The sequence below is a fragment of the Variovorax sp. PAMC28562 genome (genome assembly GCF_014303735.1).
GTDB lineage: Bacteria > Pseudomonadota > Gammaproteobacteria > Burkholderiales > Burkholderiaceae_C > Variovorax.
In genome coordinates, this window is sequence record NZ_CP060296.1 from 4,050,758 (window position 1) to 4,073,372 (window position 22,615).

14 protein-coding genes and 1 riboswitch are annotated in these 22,615 nt (G+C 64.3%); of the genes, 2 read left to right on the forward strand and 12 right to left on the reverse strand.

Going from position 1 to position 22,615, the window contains the following annotated elements; translation table 11 throughout:
- Positions 1-481 precede the first annotated feature (481 nt).
- The 12 genes from H7F36_RS19000 to H7F36_RS19055 form a co-directional block, all read right to left on the reverse strand.
- Complete coding sequence (locus H7F36_RS19000) at positions 482-8,164, reverse strand: OmpA family protein (RefSeq protein WP_187052247.1); 7,683 nt, start codon at positions 8,162-8,164, stop codon at positions 482-484.
- A 194-nt stretch (positions 8,165-8,358) separates the two neighbouring features.
- Positions 8,359-11,280 carry a beta strand repeat-containing protein gene (locus H7F36_RS19005; RefSeq protein ID WP_187052248.1) on the reverse strand — a complete coding sequence of 974 codons (2,922 nt, stop codon included), beginning with the start codon at positions 11,278-11,280 and terminating at the stop codon, positions 8,359-8,361.
- Positions 11,281-11,425: 145 nt separating this feature from the next.
- Positions 11,426-12,073 (reverse strand): hypothetical protein, encoded by a 648-nt coding sequence (locus H7F36_RS19010; protein WP_261802394.1) that lies wholly within the window; start codon positions 12,071-12,073, stop codon positions 11,426-11,428.
- Between the two features lie 658 nt (positions 12,074-12,731).
- Positions 12,732-13,727, reverse strand: coding sequence for an aminotransferase class I/II-fold pyridoxal phosphate-dependent enzyme (locus H7F36_RS19015; RefSeq protein ID WP_187052249.1), 996 nt, complete (start codon positions 13,725-13,727; stop codon positions 12,732-12,734).
- Positions 13,724-14,689, reverse strand: a complete 966-nt coding sequence (cbiB, locus tag H7F36_RS19020) for an adenosylcobinamide-phosphate synthase CbiB (protein ID WP_261802395.1) — start codon at positions 14,687-14,689, stop codon at positions 13,724-13,726. The genes H7F36_RS19015 and cbiB overlap by 4 nt, the downstream gene beginning before the upstream one ends.
- A gap of 8 nt (positions 14,690-14,697) precedes the next feature.
- Positions 14,698-15,399 (reverse strand): 5,6-dimethylbenzimidazole synthase, encoded by a 702-nt coding sequence (bluB, locus tag H7F36_RS19025; protein ID WP_187052250.1) that lies wholly within the window; start codon positions 15,397-15,399, stop codon positions 14,698-14,700.
- A gap of 2 nt (positions 15,400-15,401) precedes the next feature.
- Positions 15,402-15,971 carry a cob(I)yrinic acid a,c-diamide adenosyltransferase gene (cobO, locus tag H7F36_RS19030; protein ID WP_187052251.1) on the reverse strand — a complete coding sequence of 190 codons (570 nt, stop codon included), beginning with the start codon at positions 15,969-15,971 and terminating at the stop codon, positions 15,402-15,404.
- A 47-nt stretch (positions 15,972-16,018) separates the two neighbouring features.
- Positions 16,019-16,801, reverse strand: coding sequence for an ABC transporter ATP-binding protein (locus H7F36_RS19035; RefSeq protein WP_187052252.1), 783 nt, complete (start codon positions 16,799-16,801; stop codon positions 16,019-16,021).
- Positions 16,798-17,817 (reverse strand): FecCD family ABC transporter permease, encoded by a 1,020-nt coding sequence (locus H7F36_RS19040; protein ID WP_187052253.1) that lies wholly within the window; start codon positions 17,815-17,817, stop codon positions 16,798-16,800. The genes H7F36_RS19035 and H7F36_RS19040 overlap by 4 nt, the downstream gene beginning before the upstream one ends.
- Before the next feature lie 10 nt (positions 17,818-17,827).
- Positions 17,828-18,664, reverse strand: a complete 837-nt coding sequence (locus H7F36_RS19045; protein WP_261802683.1) for an ABC transporter substrate-binding protein — start codon at positions 18,662-18,664, stop codon at positions 17,828-17,830.
- 47 nt (positions 18,665-18,711) lie between these two features.
- Entirely contained in the window at positions 18,712-19,350 is a 639-nt protein-coding gene (locus H7F36_RS19050) for a bifunctional adenosylcobinamide kinase/adenosylcobinamide-phosphate guanylyltransferase (RefSeq protein ID WP_187055092.1), read from the reverse strand.
- Between the two features lie 40 nt (positions 19,351-19,390).
- Entirely contained in the window at positions 19,391-21,232 is a 1,842-nt protein-coding gene (locus H7F36_RS19055; protein ID WP_187052255.1) for a TonB-dependent receptor domain-containing protein, read from the reverse strand.
- Positions 21,233-21,325: 93 nt separating this feature from the next.
- A riboswitch (cobalamin riboswitch) is annotated at positions 21,326-21,581 on the reverse strand.
- Positions 21,582-21,622: 41 nt separating this feature from the next.
- Between H7F36_RS19055 and H7F36_RS19060 the strand changes: the two genes are divergently transcribed.
- Positions 21,623-21,850: a cell division protein ZapB gene (locus H7F36_RS19060; protein WP_187052256.1), complete on the forward strand. Its 228-nt coding sequence runs from the start codon at positions 21,623-21,625 to the stop codon at positions 21,848-21,850.
- Entirely contained in the window at positions 21,847-22,236 is a 390-nt protein-coding gene (locus H7F36_RS19065; RefSeq protein ID WP_187052257.1) for a cell division protein ZapA, read from the forward strand. The genes H7F36_RS19060 and H7F36_RS19065 overlap by 4 nt, the downstream gene beginning before the upstream one ends.
- Positions 22,237-22,615 lie beyond the last annotated feature (379 nt).

Sequence of the window (22,615 nt, forward strand, 5' to 3'; positions counted from 1 at the left end):
CAGCCACTGACGCAAGTCGCGCCACCGCCCATCCCTGGGGGGCTACTGGCACCTGAGCCACCGCCATTGTTCGTATTGATCGCCATGTACAGGACGCCGTTGTAAAGAATGTCCAACCGCGAGTTAACCGGGCCGCCACCACCGCCGTGCTGCATCGAAAACGACACCAGAGCGCCAGGCTTCGCATTGGTGACTAAGACTGTTGCGGCCTGCGTGCCCAGGTTGTCGATTGTTGTGCCGATGTTTCCAGCCGCGCCGTTGTAGCCCCAACCTGCTCCCATGGTCCATCCACCCGAACCGAGTGGGAAGTCGCCGTTGACAACAGCAGGGGTACATGCTGCGATCGCTGACTGCGCCAACAGCACACTGCTCAACAGCCCGGCCGCTGCACGCAGTGCAGTTCTTGGGACTTGTCTTCCGATGCGATGAATCAGATCTGACACCATGGACTTACGGTCACTTTTGCTCGTCATGTTGTTTTTCAATGTCGACTCGTCGGCTCTGGCGGTTGCCCACTCTGCTGTTTTTCCTGACCGAGAACTTCGATCTCGACCCGACGGTTCTGCGCCCGGCCCTGCGCCGTTGCATTCGATGCGATGGGCTCTTTCTCACCTTTGCCTTCGCTGCGTATGCGCGCAGCGTCCACACCATGGGCAATGAGGTAGGCGCGCACGGCGTTGGCGCGCTGCTCGCTGAGGCTCTGGTTGAAGTCCTGGGAACCCGCCGAATCGGTGTGTCCGATAGTGATCACCACGTCGTAGTCGGTGGCCTTGATCTGCGAGGCCAGCGCGTGGAGAGCCTGCTGCGATTCAGCCTTGATCGCCGACTTGCCGAAGTCGAACAGCGTCTCGGCCTGCAGCGTGGTCTTGGCCGGCAACGCAAGCGTCAACGGTGCCGGCGCGATCACCGGCATGGCGCGGGCCGCTTCGTTGGCCGCGGTAATGGCATCCACAGGCTTGGCCGCTGCCGGCTCCCCGCCCGCCGACGCAAAGCCCAGCCCCGTCTCGTCGAACTTGAAGCGCAGTCGTACATAAGCGCCTTTGCTCGTGTACTCGTTGGCGGTCAGATCGCGGTCTTTCAGTCCGACGACGTTGTAGCCGGCCGACACCCACGTGTTCTTGTACGCCTGGTACCCCACCTCGACGCCGGCGGTCTTTTGAAGTCCGCCGCCCTTGCCGTACAACACGCCCGCCTGCACGCCGACGTCCCAGTCAGGGGTCAGGTCCTTGGTCCAACGTCCCTGCATCAGGTGCGCCCAGTAGGTGCTGGCAAGCACCCCGTCGTCGGCGCGGCTGACCTTGGCGGCGTAGCGCGCGGTGATGACGGTGCCGCGTTCAGGATTGAAGTTCAGATGGGCTGAAACGATGTCGGCACTAGTGGTACCCGGCAGGTTGGCATTGCCGAAGTCGCTGCCAAAAGCGCTGCCGCCGCTGAGGGCGCCGGCCGAGTTGCCGCCGCCCACGATCTTCTCGGAGCGATGCTCGTAGCGCGCCAGTGCGTTCCATGTGTCGGTGTCCACCGGGCGATAGGCCAGGCCCAGCTGGTGGCGCTGCAAGTGGCGCTCGTTGCCGGCGTTGGCGCCCTGCCCCTCACTGTCGCTGATCACGCTGCGAGCCAGCAGGCTCACCGCCGGGCTGAGCTTGTAGCCGGCGCCCGCACTGAAGAGGCGCGTGTTGGCGTCGTCACCGTTGCGCGCTTCGAGTACACCGCTGGCCTTGAAGGCGCCATTGCTGTATTCGGCACCGCCCGTGATGGCGGTGGATTCGCCCAGGCCGGTGGACGTGTAGCCGTTGCCGCTGTTCACGCTGTTGCTGGCACCGCTCAAGCTGCGGGTATGTTCAACCCCGGCCGTCAGGCGCAGATGATCGGTCACCTTGAAGGTGTTGCGCACACCCAAAGCGGCTTGCGCCGATCGGCCGTCGATGCTGTCCGCCAAGCGGTACTCGTTGTACACACGGCCGCCCTCCATGTAGGCGCTCTCGATGCCGACGATGCCCACGTTGTGGGTCTGCGTGCTGGTCGCGTCATAGGGCCCGTTCAGCGACGAGACCAGTTCATAGCGGGCGTAGGCGCGCGTCTTGTCGGTGATCGCGTAATTGCCACCGACCGCAACCGTATGGCGACTGCCGTCTTTCACGTCTTGCTCGCCTTCGACGAACACCTGTGCCTGTGGCAGACCGGGCACCGCCGATGAGAGGCGCGCGCGCACCGTGGTGAGGCTCTCGTTCTGCGTGCTGGCGGAAGTGGCTGCCGAGCCGAGTGCGGTCACGTTGCCGGCACCGACGCTGCCGCCGAGCTGGCCGTTGTAGGTGGAGATCTGCCCGTAGTCGAAGCCCGAGCTGGAGCCGAGGCCCGTCGTGCTTTGCCCCTGTCGCAGACCGACCTCTGCCACGAGCGTGTCGCTCAGTTTCTTCTGTGCGCTCACCGTCGCACCCTTGGTGCCGCCAGTCAGCAGTGCGTCTTTGCTGTAGAGCGCTTCAGCGCGCACAGCAGTGGTTGGATCGACCCTGTATTCAGCGCGGGCGGAGACTTCGGTGCGTCCGGCCATGATGGAGGCGCCGGGGTTGTCGAAACCTTCGCTGGTCTTGCTGGCCAACGCAACGACGGCGAGTTTTTCGTCCTGATAGCGCGCTTCGACCCGGCCTGCGTTCCCCTTGCCCTTTGCGTCGGATTCGGTATGGACAAGCTCGGCCGCCACGGTCGTGTTGTCGCCGATACGGGCAATGCCGGTCACGGCCTCGAGCTTGCGTTTGTTTTGCGGGTTCTGGTCGGTGCTGGCGACCACGCCGAGCTGCACGCGCTCACTCACCTTGACCTGGACATCGGTGCCGGCCACGGTGAACTTGGGCCCGCCGCTGTCGACCTCATAGGTGACGCGGATCGACTGCGGGTTCAGGTTCGCATCGACCGAAGAGATCGGATGCGTGAACAGAATGCGGCGCGTCAACGGCTCGACCGTGTAGTCGACAAAGCGCGCCACCGGCGTGCGCAGCAGCACGATGTTCGGCTGGTTGCGGTCGCGCACCATGACTTCGATCTGTTCGCTGTTGTCGACGAAATCACCGCCCGTGGCGCTCAGGTAATAAGGACCCGAGGTACCGACGGCGCGAAACTCTTCGACTTGCTGGACCTGCGCGGTCCGGCTCACATAGCTGGTGGCGCGCACCGTGTCGTCCTCGTACACGTGCTTCATGCCGGTGAGCGAACGATTGCTCTGGCTCAGGTTTCGCACTTCAGTGCTGCTGGCCGTTGTGAAGTCGCCGTACAGCAGGTAGCTGCGATTTTTGTCGATGCGCACATAGAGCTTCTGCGTGCTTTGCGCGTCGAAACCTTTAACAGCCGAATCGCCATAGACCGGATAGAACTCGTCTGGACGGATGTCGCGGAACAAGCGGTCTTTTTGTGTTTTGTCGGAATCGAAAGACGCGGTCAGTAGGTAGTCGCCCTTGACGGTGCCCTTGAAGAAGAACGCGGCACGGCCGGAGGCGCGCTTGTCGCCACTCTGGTCTTTCAAACCCGTCAGCTCGGCCTCGAAGGCGGCGCCTGCGGGCATCGCGCCCAGAGTCAAACCGCCGCGCTTGGTGAAGTCGAGCACGCCTTCGACGATGCCGACACCGATCATCGGACGCATCTCGGGCAACAGGGCCAGCCGCACCTCCTTGACGAGGTCGGCTGCCGTGACGCGGATGCGCGCATCACCCGGCTCGCCGGGCGGCAGCAGACGGAACTCCGCCGTGCCGCCTTCCATGAACACCTGCGTGCCGGGTTCGGCCGGGTTCAGGTCTTCGTCCAGCCAGCGGCCGCGGTCGCTTTCGAGCGTGAGCTGGGTTCGGGCCGTGACCGCGACGCCGGCTGCATCGACCAGGCGCACTTTGACGATGACGGGCGTACGCAGGTCGGCGCGTGCCACTTCGGGTAGATCGATCTGGATGGCTGCAAGCTTGTCGGGCGCGACGATGCTGATTTGCGCTGGCTCACCATGGGCGTTACCAAAATCGTCCATCGCCTCGACCTTCAAGAGGTTGACACCTGGCTTGAGCAGCACGCCGATGTATTCCCAGGCACTGATCTTCTTGGCGGCGAGTTGCGTCTTCTTGCCTACGCGCTTGCCGTCGATCGCGGTGCCGTTAACGGTCAAGCGCAGAGACACGTTCAATTCGCCTTTGACCCGCACGTTGATCGACTGGCTGGGAACGGTATCGCCGTCCTTCAGGCCGATGAAGCCGAGTGCGTTGCTGTCGATTTGCGGCAGCAGCACTTCGAGGTCGATGGCGCCCGGCACGGCCTGCACCAGCAGCGGCTGGCTCCGCGGCTCCAGCATGGCACCGGTGGTGTCGATCGGTCGATCGGCAAAAGCGCCCACGCCGGTGGCACGGCTGCTGATGGTCGACGAAGGCAGGCCGTTGGTCGGCAAGCCATTCAGCGCGCTGAAGAGGCTGCCAGCCGGCGTCGATGCCGCGGCGCCCGCCGTTCCCAGCGTGCCACCGCCCGTGCCGCCCCCGGCACTCACGAAGGTGCTGGCCTTGCCGGTGGGCACAGGCAGCGCGATCAGCGGCGCGGAAGTGGCCTGCACGGTGCCTGAACTACCGCCCGCGAGCGACTGCCCACTGGCCGGCAGCGAGCGCGTATCGCCCACCGGAATGATCTTGCCCTCGGGGTCCAGACGCAGTCGGACCTGCGCTTCGGCTTCGGTGTCGGGCAGTGCCGCAATGGCGGCGCGACGGGCGGCCACCTCGTCGATCACGCCCCTGTCTTCGCAGTTGGTGATGATGAAGTTGGCTTTGTGGAACTCGCCCTTCTTCAAGTCGACGAAGCGGCTTTCTGGTGTGCCCGCGTTGCGGTTGTCGAGCACTTCGAGCCGCGCACCGCGAGGCAAGGTGGTCTGGTCCAGCCGGAGCACATGCGTGATCGGCTTCAAGCCATACAGGCTCCACTTGCCTTCCACATCGGTCACGACGTTGGTCCCGTTTTCCAGGTACAGACGGACGCCGGGCACGCCTAGTTCTTCGAGACCCTCTTGCTTGCCGTCGCGCTTGCAATCCAGATACACCTTGCCAAAGGCGAATGCGTCGTCCGAGAAAACGCCGCCGGTGACGCGCACGGTCCAACTGGCCAGGTTCGAAGTGATCGGACCGGAGAAGGCACGCGCCCGGTTGATGGCATCGCCATTGGTGGGCGCACCGACCCCGATGCGCACGCGATACCGCACCATGGCCGATTGGTCCACGCCGAGCGCCAACGCTGGAAAGCTGAAGCGGAGCGAAGGCCCCGCGCCCCCTGCCGGGTTGGCCGACACGGCACCGTTCAGCCGCGCGCTGTTGGCCACGAAAGCAAAGCCGGGTGGCAGGCTGTCGCTGAAGTTCACCCCAGTGATAGGAAAGCCCGTCTTGTTGGTAACGGTCAGCGCGTAGTCGATGAAGTCGCCGAACTCGGCCTGGCGCTTGCTGCCGTCCTTGCGCAGCAGCAGGCCCAGCACGTTGCCGGGGTCCAGCGGAATGTGGTTGTGCACCACGTCGCAGGCCGTCCCGTCAGGATTGACACCGGACACGACCGCAAAAAAGTAGGTCGTCGGATCGGCAGATTGCGGCGCCGCGCTGTTGGGCACGATGGCGCCGCAACTCGTATATCTGCCGGGCGTCGGTGGAATGAGCACCGACGGGTAGACATAGCCACTGCCCGCCGGAGGTGTCACGGAAAGGCCGTAGGTGCACAAGCCGGTGATGGGTGGCGACTGCAGGTAGAACTGGTAGGCGCCATCGGCCCCCGTCGTCATCGACAAACTGCCGCTGGCGTTGAAGGTGTACGTGCCTGAATCGGCGCCCGAGATTTCAGCGGTGGTGATGGGCGTGACAGGGCCGCTATTGCATGACTGACGCGTGTAGGTAACGAGTGCGCCGGCCACCGGCTGGCGCGTGACCGCGTTGTAAACGGTGCCCTGCGGGTCGATTAGAAGCGACTGCACCGAATTCGAGGTCGCCGCGACCAGCATGGCCGGCGTGACGTTGATCGTGTTTTGCTCGAACGCGGCCGCCCATGCCTTGTTGATTACTGTCACGCGGTTGCCGATGGCAATAGCCTTTACGGTGACGCGCACCGTGAAGACGATCTGCTCGCTCTGGCCGGGTGCCAGGGCGCGACTGCCATCGGTCGTGCTCAGTGCCGCTTCAGTGGGCAGGCTGAAAGGGTCCGCGCTGTTGATCTGGGTGCGGTTGCAGGTTGCCCGGCCAGTGAAATTGGCCGCCGGATTCAGCAACCCATTGGCTGTCTTGGGCGCACCCATCAGCGCCCAGGAAGCGATCAAGCCTTCCGGCTTGTCCATGTCGAATGTGCAGTTGAGGTTGTCGATGACGCGCACGTTCGGTGCAGCGGCGACGCCGGTATTGGTGATCTTCAGCGTGTAGTCGATGTCGAATACGCCGGAAGCGACACGACGTGGCAGCGACGCGCTCTTCACCAGCGACAACGAAGGCAGCTGCGTCGACACCGGTGTCGGCGAACTGTTGTTGTTCGGGTTGCCGTCGCCATCAGGATCCGGGTCGGCACCGTCGACGGAGTCGTCGAAGATCGTCGGAGATCCGCCGGCAGCCAGTGCACTCGATACCTTGACGCTGTTGTAGAGCGTGCCCGCGCGGCCGGTGAAATTGACGCGTACGTCGAACTGCACGCTCACCTGCGCGCCGACCGGCAACACGGCACCGGGGGACAGCAGGTTGGACGCGGTCGCCGTACCGGAGAAGCTCGTATTGGCGACAGCGAGCGTGCCGCTCACGTTGTTGCCTTGATTGCCACCGATCGACACCGACCCGGGCACGATGGCGTACTGGTTGGCCGCCGGAACAGCCGCGGCGGTGAAGGTGCCGAACTGGCTGGCGCCGAGGCCTTCGAGCACGTCGGGCGCCAGCACATCGTAGAGCGGCACGGTGCCGTAGTTACGGATGTTGACGCTGAAACGCACTGTAGCGGTGCCATCGAGTTGACCGTCAGCGCCACGATTGACCTTGGGCGAAGAAGCCGCCTTGGCGACGCCGATGCGTGCCTGCATGGACGCGATGACGACCGTGTTGGACGTCGCTGCCGTCGGGCTTATCGCATCGTTGTAGTAACTCTGCGCGGTGTTGCGGATGTCGCCTGTCAGGCTGGCGTTGACCTTGACGCCGAACTGCATGACGAAGGACGCGTTGCGCACCACCGGCGTCGCAATACCGATGGCAACTTCGATAGCAGAGGCGTCTTCGGCCGTGCGATAGCTGAACGGTGCGTCACCCGACAATCGGTAGAGCTTGGTTGAGTTCGCCGCGGCGCTTTGCAGCGAGCCGACGATGTACTGCGTACCGGCGGGCACCAGGTCGCGCACCAAGACCAGCGCGGTGGGTGCACCGTTGACGAGCACGGGCGTATTGGTGGGCGCCGCGACACTGCTGGGCTGCGCATCTTGCGAACCGATGTTCGCGCCCGATACGGCGAAGTCGATCCGGGTCGTACCCGGAATCACCAACCCAGGATAGGCCGCGCTCTTGGTGATCGAGATGACCGCCACGTTGCCGACCGTTACGACGTCGTGGTTGACGGCGCTCAGCCTTTGCAGCGTTGTGGTGACCACCAGTGCGAGACATGCATTGCCGACACCGACCGTAGGCACGGTGCCTTGAACCAGAAGCGCAACTGTCTGGCCGGGCTGCAAGAGAAGTGCACCGGTGCTGTTCAGCGCGATGACCGGATCGCTGCTGTCGACGACGCCGTTGTTGTTGCTGTCGCGCACGATGCGCAGCGAAGACAGGTCGAGCGTGTCCGGGGTACAACCCACGCCGTCGTTGCTTAAGTTGAGCGCGTAGCTGGACGCCACATTGCCGGTGTTGGTGAGCAGGTGGCTCAGCGTGACAACAGCTGCGGGAGGTCGTGTGACCGACTGGTCTTGTGTCAGCGTCAATGCCTCCACCGACAGCACGGTAGCAATAACGGCATTGGAAGAAATGGTCTCGGTCTGTGCAAACCCGGTCGGCACATAGGTGCCGGTAGCGACGTTGCGAATGACGGCGCCGCCCGGTGCCGGCGCCGCCTGCACCAACGCACTGCCGATCAGCAGTGCAGCGCCGGCAATGAGCGCTGCACCGACCTTGCGCCATCGCAACGAGCTGCAGTTCGCCTTGTCAAAATGGAAATACACGCTATCGACCTTCCGCAGTCCGACGCTTGCGCGGAGACTTTCAATATTTGGAAACTTTTTCCGCTGTGGCTTGGGCGTGCTTGTGGCGTTGAGCCCGTTCAAGCCGCAGAGGAAAAAGGCGAAACACCTCCGCCGAGGTGGTGCTTCGCAAAAAAGTCCGGCGGGCTGGAGACCCGCCGGACGTCAGACGCAGATCAGAAATTGACCTTGACGTTGAACATCAGCGTGGCGCTGCCGCCGGGCTGGACGGTGGTGGCCGGGCCACAGCTCACCGTCGAGGCGGTCGATGCGTAGTTCGCATTGACAAGCACCGGGGTCGTGTTGACGGAGCTGCACCGCGTACCCGGTTGCGTGGCACCGGTGAGGCTGGTGTAGGCCGGCACTGCGTCGTTGATCGACATCTGCGTGACCGGGGCTGCACCCTGGTTGGTCGCGACGATCTTGTAGACGATGCATTCGCCTGGCTTGGCAACCAGGGCAGTGGCTGCAACTGGCGTGACCAAACCGGTGCAAGCCGTGTCGAGCGCTTGCAGCTTGTCAAGGCGCATCTGGCCGGTCACGACGGTGCTCAGGTCGGTAGCCGATGGCGTACCGCAGGAGGTTGCGCCAGCCGGGAATGTCACCGTCACGGTGGCCGTGTCGGTCGCGCCTGCTGTGGCGCCGCCCGGTGCGAACACCTTGACCAGCAGCTTTTGCGTGCCACTTGCCAACAGCGGGCCGGCAATGGAGCCCGAGATCAGCGTGTCACCAGCATCGATCATGCCGTCACCGTTGTTGTCGATGTACAGCGCGGTCGTCCAACCGGCGCTGACGTCTGCAGGCGGCAGGGCTGCAGCAACCGTGTACGGTCCTGCGCAGCTCTGGGCACCGGTGTTGGTCAGCGTGTGGGCATACACAACGGAGCCGCCAGGAGCGACTTGACCATTGTTGTTTGGCGTCAGCGTGGCGCTGTACGTTGCAGCGATGGTTACCGTCACGGCGTCCGTCTTGGTGTCCATGGCGATGGCGCCCGTCGACGTTGCGAGGGTCGAGCGAATCTGGAAGTAGATGAACTGCGCGGTCACTGCCACTTGCGATGCGGGCGGCGTCACGCAGGCTTCGACTTGCATCTGGCCACCGTTGGCCGGCACGGCAACCGTGGTGATGGTCGCAACCGTGGCACAGGTGCCTCCGGACGCCACGAACTTGACCGTCCATCCAGCGGGCAGGCTGCCTGGGAAGGACGTCGTCTGGCTCGCAGCAAGGCTGTAGGTGTTGGCAACCGTGTCGTTGTTCTTTACGAACAACGCGAAGACCGTGCCGGTACCGGCAGCGGTGCTGTTGGTCGTCGTAGGGCTGGGGCTTGGGCCCGTACCGACGTCGCCGTTGCTGGTCGTGCCGGCAATGCCGTTGCCGCTGGTGGTATTGGTCAGGTCGACCAGCACGCCGACGATGGCGGTGATGGTGTCGCGCGTCGTTTCAGACTTCGTGCTGTCGCCAGCCGAAGTACCCGTCACGATGGCGCTGAACGGACCGGCGGGTATGACTGCTGGCGAAGGCAACGTGGCCGCAACCACGATCGTCGCACTCAAGCCGGACGCGATCGGACCCGTGTCCACGACGCCATCGCTGTTGTTGTCGATCAACGGCGTCAGGCCGTCGGCGGCGAAGAACTTGAAGGTCGTGCCCGCAGGGAAGCTACCCAAGGCGGCCGTCAGATTGACGATGTCGCTCGAGTTGCCGGTGTTGAACACCGTCTGCGTGAACTTCACCGTGCTGCCGGCAACGGCGTTTGCCAGGGTGGTGGTGTCGTTGGCGGTTGCATTGGGCACGCCAGCGCTGGTGTCGATCGCTGTCGTTGAGCTACCGGCAGCAGAACCCAGGACGATGCCGAAGGTGCCCGTGACGGTGAACGGCGACGGGTTGGTCGGCGAAGTCACACCGATCGGGCTGGTCGAGGTCGAACCTGCCGCGTCGATTGGGTTGTACGTCGCCGTGTTGGTGGTGGTCGACGTGCCGATGGCGGCCGTGCTGTTCACCATCACCACGAAGCTGATCGTCTGCGAAACGTTGGCGCCCAACGAACTCACCACGGCGGTCACGACGTTGCCAGATGCCTGGAAGTCGATGCCAGTCGAGTCACCCAGGGCTGCGTCGGTCAGGGCGACGCCAGGAGCATTGCTCCAGACGGCAGACCCAGGAACGTACGTGAAGCCTGCAGGCAAGGTGTCCTTGATCGCGAACATGCCGGCAGCAGCGCCAGTGTTGCTGAAATTCAAGGTGTACACGGTGTACACGCAACCGGTGGCCGGTGCCGAAGCCCCTGCAACCGTCGCCGCGCAGCTCGCCGCCGAACGGGGGCCGCTGGCCGATGCCGTAGGCCACACGCCGCTATTGGCCGACCATGGAACAGCCGGGACGTTCAAGCCCTTCGTGGAGTTGAAAGCCGCACCGGTCGTGAGGTTCACGTGGTCGACGTCGGCCGCCGACGTATTGCCAACGGCGTAAAGCGCCGTGGTCGTCGGTGTGGCAGTGATCGTGGCCGAGACAGGCGATGTGAACGTCGAGGACGTCGCGCTGCCTGGAATCGAATAAGCCACCACGAACTGGAACACGCCGTTGTTGCCGGCGACTGTCTGTGCGGTGACGTTACAGGCGGCAGTGGGCACGGCCGTACACAACGGTGTCGTGCTGTCCGGCAAACCGTCGCCATTGACATCGGCAAAGACCTGGACCTGCGTGAAGCCGTTCGGGCTCGCAGGTGCGGCGATCGACAGGCTGAAAGTGTCGGTGCCGTTACCGGTGTTGGTCAGGACGTGAGGCGCATAGACGGTCGAACCTGCCGCGCCGGTCTTGGTGTTGATGACGGTCGTGGTCACCGATGAAACGGTGTCCAGCGTGAAGGAGCCGACTTGCTGAACCGTGGTCTGCACCAGGTTAGAGGTCGCCAGTTGACTGGCTCCATTCGGATCGAGGTACGTGGCCGAGGCCTGGTTCCCGATGATGGTGTTGGCGGGCGGCGCTGCGGCCATGACTCCGGAACTTCCAAACAGGAAGCCCAGCGTCAGGATTGCGGCGCCAGCCCATGTCTTGCGCGGCTGGAAGCCTGCGCGACGGGTTGGCAAATTGGAAAGCACTTGATTTCTCCTGGGGATGATCAAAAAGGGAACAAAAAAACCCGGCCGATGCTTCTTCGTGGGGAAAAAGCAATGACCGGGGTGCACGTCAAACAGAAATAGGGAAATGGGGAGAAATCGCGTGGGCGTCGCTGGGCGTCGGCAATCAGCGCGGCGTGGCGTTGGCAGCAGGCTGCACGACCACCGGGGGAGCCTGCGGCGCGGCTGCGGACGTCTTCGGCGCGGGCGGCACGACGATCTGCACCTTCGCGCGGGCCGACACGGCAGTCACGCCATTGGCAGGCAACTGCCCCAGCGTCCAGCGCAACGACCGGTAGTCACCGTACGCAACCGGTTCGGTCTTGCCAGCCACAGTGTGGGTAAGAGGTTCGGCGGCGAAGACGCCATCCTTGGCAGCAGCCTTGACCAGCGTGGCGCCGGGTTTGGCGCTTTTTGGCAGGTACTCGAGGCCTTCTGGAATCGGCAGGTTTGCGACCAGTCCGGTCACGGCTTTGCCGGTGTTGTTGGTGTAGGTCGCCTTGTATTCGACGATGTCACCAGGCTTGACCGAAGCTGCGTCTTGCAACTGTTCGGTGCCGTCGGCGGCCTTGACCACCTTCGACTGCGTCAGCACGACAGCGACGACTTTTTTCTCAGCAAGGGCTGCAGCGTCTTTGGCAACGACAGTCTGTGCGAATGCCGGCACAGCCATGAAAGTCATCAGCACGACGCCGGCGTTGATTCGAGCAGCCAGACGCGCAAGGATTTTTCCTGCGGGTCGACGAGTGCCGGCAGACAAGTTGGTAATTGACATGAAAACTCCAGTTCAAAGGTCAGTTAAAAGGGATAAAGACAATTCATTAACAATTGCAGTGAATTGATAATTCGGAAAAAGCTTTTCGCTCATGGGCTCCGAATGCCGCGAACTTTATTTGTAAACGTCAAAAACGAAGGTGAACAAAATCACGAAATCACACGGTTACGACAGTATTTACTTTATTAATTTCTTAATTACATTTAATTCACTTTTGTAAAATATGAAGAAACTTTTGTATTCAATATTTATGAAACCTATTGATGTAGCAAAGTGTGTTTTTGATTGTTCATGCAACGTTTTAGACGTACCAATCCACCACAAAAACGGATGGGTGTGCGCAAACAACAACTTCCGAAGTAATCGGATGAGCAAGGCGTTCGTCAGGTCGTCCTGCGAAGCCGCCCGCATTTGCAAAAAGAGTCAGCAGTGGCTATTTGCCGACGCTGAAATAGTGAGCGAGGCAGGTTTGCCGGCGAGTGGGCACGTTGGCGCGCAGTGGCCCATTCAACCGGGACCGCGCGGCAATCAATAGAAGAGATTCACCACGCGAAGATGTCGATTCATTGCCGAAGGCACATCAATTGCGGGGAATTCGATATGTTCGATGCGCAGCCGGACGGTTGCATCCGTGGCTTCGATGAAAGCCAGGGTGAACTTATATAGCCGACAGCAGCGCCTGCAAACTTGCCGGTGGCAACACCGCCATGCGCAGGTAACCGGGCAACCCGAACGAGGTGCAGTCGCGCAACTTGACTCCGGAGGAGCGCAATCGTGTAAGCAAGGGTGTCAGCGGCACACGGGGTTCGACGCAGAAGAAATTAGCATCACTGGACAGGAGCCGCCAGTCCGTCGCGTCCTGAAGCAATTCCCGTTGCACGGTCTTCCACACTTTCAGCGTGTGTCGGCTCTCTGCGAGCCACGCCTGGGTGTCCGCATGCGTCCAGCAGTCCAGCAGCGCGGCGCCGTGGGCGCCGACCGGCCACGACGGCGCGAGTGCATCCACACGCTCACGCAAGCGTTGGGCGCCCGTCGCAGGCGCGATGCCGTAGGCCGCGCGGATGCCGGTGCATCCGAGCGCCTTGTTCGGCGTCCACAGTTGCCATATGCGGTCACGCTGTGCTTCGGTCAGCGCGGGATCGCCTGTCAGTCGGAGGGGCGCATAGGCGAAGTCGACGATGACCGGTACGGCCCGCGCCTCCATCGCATCGAGCAGTGCAGGTAGTTGGGTCGGGGTTTGCCCGAGCGGACTCGACGGATCGCAAGACCACGCCAGGTCGACGACGCTCCAGTCAGATGGCTCGCGCACGATATCGAAAGACCAGCCCCGCGCGGCGCGGGCGTAGTCGCCGTAACTGTGTGCCGGGAGCGAGACGCATCGGCCACCGCCCTGCGCCACGGCAGCTGTGATGCGGTGGATGAATTCGCTCGCGCTCGCCGCGATCACGATGCGCGCTGAATCGACGCCGTGAAACGCAGCGAGTCGCTCGCGCAACCTGGTCGAGCGCGGGTCGGGATAGCGGCTCGCATCGACCGACCGCAGCGCCTTCAGTACGGTCGGACAGGGACCGCAGCCATTGCCGTTGCTGGAAAAGTCGTGCGGTACGGCACCGGCAGCATCGGGGCCACCGTGCTCGTCCGATGAGTCGTTCACCACGCCAGCGCGGTGGCGGCAGCGACGGCTGCCACCGCCAGCACGACCCGGTGGCCGAGTACCACGGCGCGCGCCGTGTCGGCCGCAACCGGTGGCCGCGCCGTCGCGTTGAGCGCGTACACACCCGGCTTACCGAGCCGCACCCCGAGCGCCAAAGCCATGGCGGCCATGGGCCAGCCGCTGTTCGGCGACGGCGTTCGGGGCGCCTCGCGGCGCATTTCGCACCAGGCCCGAAGCGATGCGTGCGACAGGTGCACCGACACCATCAGCAGCACTGCAGTGATGCGGGCCGGCACCCACGACAGCACGTCATCTGCCCGCGCCGCCCACTTGCCGGCCCATGTCCAGTCGCGCCCGCCACGTGTGCCGCGGTAGCCCCACATCGCATCGGCGGTGTTCGCAAAGCGATAGACGGCGGCGCCGGGCAGACCGAACAACATGAACCAGAAGATCGGCGCGACCACCGAATCATTGAGATTCTCGGCCAGCGATTCGATGGCGCTTTCGCGCACTTCGCTTTCGGTCAGTGCGGCGACGTCGCGACTGACCAGCCTTGCGAGTTGCGCGCGCCCCGCGTCGAGCGACGCACCCAGGGCAACCTCCACCGCGACGACTTCGCGATGCAACATGCGCCATGAGAGCAGCGGCTTGAGCAGCAACGCCAACGACGCGATGGTCGCCCACGCGGGCAGTTCGAGCAGCGACCTCTGCAGCACGACGGCAACGACGAAGACGACGCCGGCGCCACCGCACCACGCCACAGCGCCCGCCGCAAAAGCTGGCGCCGGCGGCGTCGGAATGCACCGCCGGATCCGGTCGAGGTAGTTGCCCATCCACACCACCGGATGCCAGCGCACCGGAGGCTCGCCGAACCAGTGATCGATCGCGAGGGCCAACCAGAGCGCGCCGCTCAAGACGCCCGCGCTGGCGACCCACGGCAACGCGTCGAAGGCAGTCGTCACGCGGCCACTCAGTCCGTGTTGCAGGTACCGACCTGCGGCGCGTCGAACAAGGCCGAGGGCCGACCCCAGCGATCGTCGAAGACCATCGACGACAAGGGCGCGCGTTGCGCCCAACGCTCGCGCTGCAGCATCGGCTCGTCGTAGAAACCATGCACGGGACCCATGCACAGCAAGGCGATGGGCTCCGCGCCTTCCGGCAGACCGAGCAACGCGCCGACCGCGACAGGATCGAACAGCGACACCCACCCCATGCCCATCCCTTCGGCCCGTGCCGCGAGCCACAGGTTCTGGATGGCGCAAGCGGCCGAGGCAAGGTCCATTTGTGGCAAGGTGCGGCGGCCGAACACATGGCGCTCGCGTCCGTCGGTGAGCGTTACGGCCAGCACTTCGGCTGCTTCGAGCAAGCCCTCCACCTTGAGCCGCATGAACGCGTCTTCGCGCTCGCCGAGCGCCTGCGCCGTCTGCACGCGCTCCTGCTCGACAAGGCCGTGAAGTCGCTGGCGCAGCGCTGCATCGCGGATGCGGATGAATCGCCACGGCTGCATGAAGCCGACGCTGGGCGCGTGGTGCGCAGCGTCGAGCAGCCGGCGCAACAACGCGGGGGCCACCTCGCCGCCGGCAAAGTGCCGCATGTCGCGACGCTCATGGATGGCGCGGTACACGGCGCGCTGATCGGCTGCTGCGAAGGCGTCTGGCGTCGGCTGCGACATGGTCAGTCCTCGATGCCGCGTTGCGTCGGGATGCCGGCGGTGAACGCGTGCTTGACCATCTGCATCTCCGTGACCGTATCGGCGAGTTCGATCAACTCCGGCGGGCAGCGCCGACCGGTGAGCACGACGTGCACCTGCTTGGGCCTTTCGCGCAACGTCACCAGCACGTCGTCGAGCGGCAACCAGCCGCAGATGAGCGGGCAGGTGATCTCGTCGAGCACCACCAAGAAATAGTCGCCCGACAGGATCGACGTCTTGGCCTTCAACCAGCCATCGCGCGCAAGCTGGCCCGACTGTTCGAGGTCCTGGTCTTTCCCGCTGAAGCCGTCGCCGAGGCCTTCGATCGGGATGCCGAGTTGCTCGAACATGCGGTGTTCACCTGAGAGCGCGCTCGGCGCTTTCAGGAATTGCCAGACCTTCACTGGCTTACCGCGCCCATGCGCGCGCAAGGCGAGACCGAAAGCCGCAGTGCTTTTTCCCTTGCCATCGCCGGTGTTGACGATGACGATGCCGCGGCGCTCCCCTTCGGGCTTTTCATACGGCTTGGCCGAAGGTGGTGTTTCAATTTCCATGAGAGTCGGTCGTGCGCTTGTGCGCTTGTGCGGTTGATTCGGCGGGTTCAGCGAGGCAGAGCGATCCATTGCTCCGCCACGCGGTGGATGCGAATGCGGCGATCGAACACTTCTTCGAGCGCTGCATGGGTCGCGGGATCGCTGCATGCGCCGTGATGCAGCACCCGACCACCCGCCATGACGACAAGCGCATCGGCGGCCAGCGCCATCGAGAGTTCGTGCAGCACGCTCACCACCGTGCGCCCTTCGGCGACGAGCGCGCGCGTGGTCGTCATCCAGTCGGCCTGGTGCGGTGGGTCGAGATTGGCGAGCGGCTCGTCCATGAGCAGCAGTTGCGCTTCGACCGCCAACGCGCGGGCCAACAACACGCGCTGCCGTTCGCCGCCGGAGAGCTGGCCGAGCGGCCGCATGCGCCAGTCCCACGCCTGGGTGCTGCGCAGCGCCCGCTCGACGGCTGCGCGGTCGCGTTCGCTTGGCGCAGCGAGCCAGCGCTGGTGCGGCAGGCGACCGAGCATCGCGACGTCGTAGACCATCAGGTCGTCGGCGCTGCCCTCGCCTGCTCCGCCCTGCCCGAGCCACGAGAGCTGCTGGGCGCGCGTGCGACCCGAAAGTTTTGCCATCGGTTCGCCGAAGAGCTGTACCTCGCCCCGGTGCGGCAGCAGGCCGGCGAGCGCCTTCAGCAGCGTCGACTTGCCGGCGCCGTTCGGTCCGACGATGCTCGTCCATCGGCCCGCCTCGATCGCCAGGTCGATGCCGTGCAGCACTTCCGCGCTCCCGAGCACGGCACTCAACGCTTTGCATTCGACGGCGGCGCGCTTTGTGAGCGTCATGAAAGGCCGCCCCTCGAACTGCGCCGGTGCATGAGCCACAGCAAATACGAGCCGCCGAGCACTCCCGTCAGCACGCCGACGGGCAACTCCTGCGGCGCCACGAGCCAGCGCGCCAGCAGGTCGGCCGCCAGCAGCAGCAGCCCGCCCATCAACGACGACAGCACGATCAACCGCGCGTGCGTGGTCTTGACGGCAGAGCGCACCAAATGCGGCGCGGCGAGGCCGACGAACGCGATCAATCCGGTCTGCGCGACCGCGGCGCCAGTGGCCATCGACAGCACCGCGACCAGCGCCATGCGCATCGCGCCGAGCGGCAAGCCGAGGCTGCGAGCCGTGGCCTCGCCGAGCGCAAGGCCATCGAGCACCGGCGCCAACGCCCATGCGCACACAAGGCACACCACCGCCAACACAGCCATCACCCCGCAAGCGCTCCAGCCGATGAGGCCGGTGCTACCGAGCATGAAGGCCTGAATGGCCTGGAGCAGGTCGGCCGAGGCAATGGTGATGAGATCCTTGGCCGCGCCGAGCACCACGCCGACGATCACGCCGGCCAGCAACAGCCGCAACGTTTGCTGCACGCCGCGCGCCAGCAGCAGCGTGAGCAGCACCGCCAGCACAGCGCCGACGAAGGCCGCACCGGTGAGGCCGAGCCGGACCACCCAATGCGTACTGGCCGGCGAGGCCCCGAACACGACCAGCGCGACGGCCACGCCGAGCGATGCGCCCGAGGCGCTGCCAAGCAGGTAAGGGTCGGCCAACGGATTGCGAAAGAGCCCTTGCGCAACGGCGCCGGCCAGGCCGAGCAAAGCGCCTGCGAGCCACGCACCGAGCGTGCGCGGCAGCCGGATCTCGCGGACGATCTGCAATGCGACCGGATCTCGCCAGGCGGCGACCACACTCTCGAAACCGGTGCTGCCGATGCCGATGCCGACCACCACGAGCACAAGACCCAACGCGAGCAGAACAACGCCCAGCGTGAGGGCGCGGCGGTGCTGATCGACTTGAGTGATGCTCATCGTTGTTGCGTCATTTCGACGGGTCCACGATGCACTGCGCCATCAAACGGGCTGCCTCGCCCATGCGCGGGCCGGGCCGCACCAGCACGTCGGACTGCGCCGCAGTGAAGCGGCAAATGTGCCTGTCGCGCACGGCACGAATCAGCGACCAGCCGGGCCGTTGTTCCAGCACTTGCGCGCTGCGCTCGCCGACCATGATGAGGTCCGGATTGGCGCGAACGACGTACTCCGGGTTGAGCTTGGGAAACGGCCCGAGCGCCGCCGGGACGATGTTCTGCACGCCCAGCCGCGTCAGCGTCTCGCCGATGAAAGAGCTTTCACCGGCTGCATACGGCGTGCTTTCGATCTCGAAGTAAACGCGCGTCCGCCTGGCTTCGGGCGGTAGCGACTGCGCCGCAGCCGACACGCTGAAATCGATGGCACGCCACACGCGCTGCGCATCGTCGGCGCCGAGCATCTGGCCGAGCGCATCGAGCACACGCCGCACGCCGGCATGGTTCTTCGGCTCCAGCACCAGCACCTTGAGCCCGAGTTGCTCCAGCCGCTGTGTGACGCGCGACGACTTGGCGAGCAGCACCACGTCGGGCTTGAGCGCGACGATGGCTTCGACGTTCGGGTCGAGGCCACCGCCCACTTGCGGCAACGCGCGCACCAGCTCGGGTGAATTCGAATAGCGATCGACACCGACGAGTCGGCTGCATGCGCCGAGTGCGCAGACCGATTCGGTGAGCGATGGCAGCAGCGCGACGATGCGTTGCGGCGGCTGCGGAAAGTCGACGGCGACGCCGCGTTCGTCGGTGACGACGACGGCATGCGCCGGCAGCGATGCCACAAACATCAGCGCCATCGGCACGCAGATGGTCCAGAGCGCCGTGATGATCTTGTTCATGTCCGTCAAACCGGCCGCGCCGGTGCCTTCAACGTCAGCGGCAAGCCGGCCACCATCAGCGTGACGCGATCGCATGCTGCGGCCATTTCCTGGTTGAGCCGGCCCAACGCATCGACGAAAGCACGCGTTTCACCGCCCAATGGGATGACGCCGAGGCCGATCTCGTTGCCGACCAGCACGATCGGGCCGCGCGCGCCGCGCAAGGCAGCGACGAGCATTGCAATACGCTGGGTCGCGTCGATTGCTAAGGCCATGTCCGCCCCCGGACCGCCCGACGTGTACGGCATGTGGGGCGTGTGGGGCATCAGCAGGTGGGTAAGCCACAGCGTAAGACAGTCGACCACCACCATCGTATCGGCAGCGGAATGCGCAACGATGGCCTCGGCCAGTGCGGAAGACTCTTCGACAGTTGACATCGCTGGCAAGCGAAGAGCGCGGTCCTGCCGGTGTCGCAGGATGCGCGCGCGCATCTCGTCGTCGTGCGCCTGCGCCGTCGCCACCATCACCGCGCGGTGATCGGATGACGCAGCGAGCCAGTCGACCGCCCGCTGCTCGGCGAGTCGCGACTTGCCGCTCCTCTGGCCGCCGAGAATGAACTCGCGCGGCCGGTCTGCGCGTTCGTCGGGGTACGAGGAATGCGGCATCGTCAGCGGCAAGCCATTGCGCAGACCGTCGTCATGGCGTTCAGTGTGGCTGCCACTTGACACCCACATAGACAGCACGGCCCGGAGTTGCGTAGCCATCGACCAGCTGGTAGTTTTTGTCACCCAAGTTGTCGACGCGCGCCAAAAGCGTCACGTCGCGAACAATCTCGGTGCTCGCACTGAGATTGAACAGCGTGTAACCACCGAGCGTCTTTTTGTTGGCCGCATCCGCATAGCGAAAGCCCGAGGCCTGAACTTCGGCACCCAAGGTCCATCCGGCAACACGCCAGTCAGCACCCAGCGTGGCATGCCGACGCGAGCGCAGGGCCAGCAGCTTGTCTGTCTCGGCGTCCTTCGGGTCCTGGAAGTCGAGCGAACCGCGCAGCGTCACGTCGCCGATGTGATGGCTGCCTGCAAGGGTAACGCCCCGCAGCACGGCGCGGGCGGTGTTCGCGTAGCAACCGAAGCCGGAGCTGCACGCGGTCGAGTCATTGTCGAAAGTGATGAGATTTCGCACGCGATTGCGGTAGGCCACGATGCTGCCTGTTGTCGCGGCATCGGCGTATCGCAATCCGATCTCGGCGTTGAGCGAAGTCTCGGGCTGCAGGCCCGCGTTGCCGTATTCGCTGAAGCGCTGGTACAGGGTGGGTGCGCGGAATGCCGTGCCAGCGGAAGCGGTCGCACGCCAGTTCTGCGCAAACGAATAGCCGTAGGCTGCGCTGCCGGTGGTCTTGCCACCGAACTCGCTGTCGTTGTCATGACGCACGTTAAGTTGCAGCGAATGAGCGCCCTGATTGAAACCGTAGCCGAGCGCCAGCGCGTCTTGTGAGCGCTTCCTGAAGATGGTGGTGCTGAAGCTGTCCAGTGCCGGGTTGAAGAGCTTGTCTTCACGACGCTCCAGCGCCGCGGTGAACAGGCTGGCGCCGAGGCGGTACTCGTTTTGGAACAGGTAGTTGCGCAGCTGCGTTTGCGTGATGTAAGCCGACGGCGTCGTTTCGTATCGCGAGTTTGAGTCGGTCACCGAAAGCTTGGTGCTGTAGGCCTCTGTCCACTGCGCCGACCAACTCAGGCCGGCGGTGCGCAAATGGTAGAGGTTGCGGTCGTTCACCGGCTGCTTCGGGTCGTAGCCATAGTTGTCGTAGCCCGAATTGGTTTCGCTTTCGAGCACCGTGGCGTCGATCCGCTGCTGCGCGTTGATCTGGTAGCCGAGTCGCACGTTAGCCGAGCTCGCATGGTAGTAGTCCTTGTCCGGATCATGGCTGGCGACCGATCGCGTGCGTACGTCGAACCCAGCGTTTTCCTGGTACGCCGCGCCGATCGAATAGTCGAAAGCGCCGGCCGAACCACTGACGCCGGCCTGCGATGTACGCAAGCCCTTGCTGCCGAAACCGAAGCCGACATACGGACTGGCAACCCCTTCGCCGCGCCGCGTGAAGAGCTGGATCACGCCGCCAATGGCGTCCGAGCCGTAGACCGCAGCGGCCGGGCCTCGCAGCACTTCAATGCGGTCGATCTGCGCCAGTGGAATGCTTTCCCACGTGGCACCGCCGGTCGACTGCGAATCGACACGCACGCCATCGACATACACAGCCGTGAAACGCGTGTCGGCGCCGCGAAGGAACACGCTGGTTGCGTTGCCGACACCACCGTTGCGCGTGATCTCGACGCCGGGCAAACGTGCCAACACGTCGGCAACGCCGACGGCGCCGCTGCGCTCGATCGTTTCGCGGTCGACGATCGACACATCAGCGACCAATTTAGACAGGGGCTGCGGTACGCGGGTCGCGGTGACCACCGTTTCGCTGAGCGATGGCGGGCTTTGTGCGAGCGCAAGGAGTGGCACTTGCAGCAAGGCGGCAAGCAGGAGAACACTGGTTTTCATTTGAGAGGACCGGATAGCAATGCCCGTCACCGGCTTCCCCGCCGGTGGTTGAGCGTAATGGCCGGCTGCGCGCACCACCCAACGTTGACGCGCGCGGCTTGCCGCTTCGTTGGCCGGTATCCGGGCTGACAGAGTGCTCGACCCGCCTTCCCAGGCGCCTGTTTCAGGGCGCCCAGTGGCTGCTGGGGAAAGTGATGTCGGCGCGTGAACGCCGGCATCGTCTGTTTGACCGTTGCGGGGGCAGCGCAGGTGGCTTCGGTCTTCGTTGTGGTGAAGACCGCGACTCCTGCTTCCCGTTGAACTGCGCCGCGTGAACCACGGCGCGAGCACCAACGGGCCGGATTCTAAATTGAAAGAACTTGCAATCGCGGGAACCTACAATCCAGACCCATGTCCGCCGCCAGTCCCATTGACCAGATCGCCGACCGAGTCGAGCGCCTCCTGGTTCGCCACGAAGAGGTGCAACGCACCAATGCGCTGTTGCAGGAACAGGTCGATGCGCTGACGCGGGAGCGCGACGCGCTCAAATCGCGGCTCGCGGCTGCCCGAACGCGTATCGACGCGCTGCTAGATCGGCTGCCGGCCGACCCACCCTCTCCTGAAGATTCCGCCGCATGAAGCAGATAGAAGTACAGATCATGGGCCAGAGCTACTTGCTCGGCTGCCCCGCAGACGGCGAGTCGCAATTGCGCAGCGCGGTCGACCACGTCGACGCTGCCATGTGCAAGATTCGCGATGCCGGCAAGGTGAAGGCGCGCGACCGCATCGCCGTGCTGGCCTCGCTGAATATCGCATTCGATTTGATTCAGGCGCAGGCCGCATCCGCATCTGCTGCCGAGGTCGCGGTCGCCCCCGTCGCCGCAGCCGCGAGCCCGGTCGCACCGCTCTTGCCGATGGCCACGCCCTCAGATACAGCGAATCACGCCGAGCTGGACGACCCACGCCTGCCGCAACTTTTGCAGCGCCTCGACAATGCCCTCGCGGGCGATGGACATTTGCTCTGATGGCCTACACAGCGAGCGTGGAGCTGGCGTAGACTCTTCCTCGTCTGCGGTGTTGTCGAACTTAATATTTCCTTGTTCCAATGCTCTCCGGAGCCGGGCTTGGTACATCGCTAGGTAGGCGTGATCATCTCGCGTTAGATGAACCCGAAGCCCTGCTGCCCTCGCCCACCTGAACCCTGGTTCAGGATGCGGGTTCGGCTCCATTCGCAGACACCTATTCGAAGCAACGGCCCCGAGATCCTTAGGATCCCGGGGCCGTTTTTTTGGGTGCGGGTCTGTTCTCGAGGTCAGCGCGAGAACAACGCCTTGTGCTGCTCCCGCAGCAGCGCCTTCTGAACCTTGCCCATGGCGTTTCGCGGCAGTTCGGCGACGACGCCTC

Excerpts from the sequence above, each read along its gene's own strand:
- H7F36_RS19010 (WP_261802394.1), bottom strand. The coding sequence starts at position 12,073 with ATGTCAATTACCAACTTGTCTGCCGGCACTCGTCGACCCGCAGGAAAA.
- bluB (WP_187052250.1), bottom strand. The coding sequence starts at position 15,399 with ATGTCGCAGCCGACGCCAGACGCCTTCGCAGCAGCCGATCAGCGCGCC.
- cobO (WP_187052251.1), bottom strand. The coding sequence starts at position 15,971 with ATGGAAATTGAAACACCACCTTCGGCCAAGCCGTATGAAAAGCCCGAA.
- H7F36_RS19035 (WP_187052252.1), bottom strand. The coding sequence starts at position 16,801 with ATGACGCTCACAAAGCGCGCCGCCGTCGAATGCAAAGCGTTGAGTGCC.
- H7F36_RS19040 (WP_187052253.1), bottom strand. The coding sequence starts at position 17,817 with ATGAGCATCACTCAAGTCGATCAGCACCGCCGCGCCCTCACGCTGGGC.
- H7F36_RS19045 (WP_261802683.1), bottom strand. The coding sequence starts at position 18,664 with ATGGCGCTGATGTTTGTGGCATCGCTGCCGGCGCATGCCGTCGTCGTC.
- H7F36_RS19050 (WP_187055092.1), bottom strand. The coding sequence starts at position 19,350 with ATGCCGCATTCCTCGTACCCCGACGAACGCGCAGACCGGCCGCGCGAG.
- H7F36_RS19055 (WP_187052255.1), bottom strand. The coding sequence starts at position 21,232 with ATGAAAACCAGTGTTCTCCTGCTTGCCGCCTTGCTGCAAGTGCCACTC.
- H7F36_RS19060 (WP_187052256.1), top strand. The coding sequence starts at position 21,623 with ATGTCCGCCGCCAGTCCCATTGACCAGATCGCCGACCGAGTCGAGCGC.
- H7F36_RS19065 (WP_187052257.1), top strand. The coding sequence starts at position 21,847 with ATGAAGCAGATAGAAGTACAGATCATGGGCCAGAGCTACTTGCTCGGC.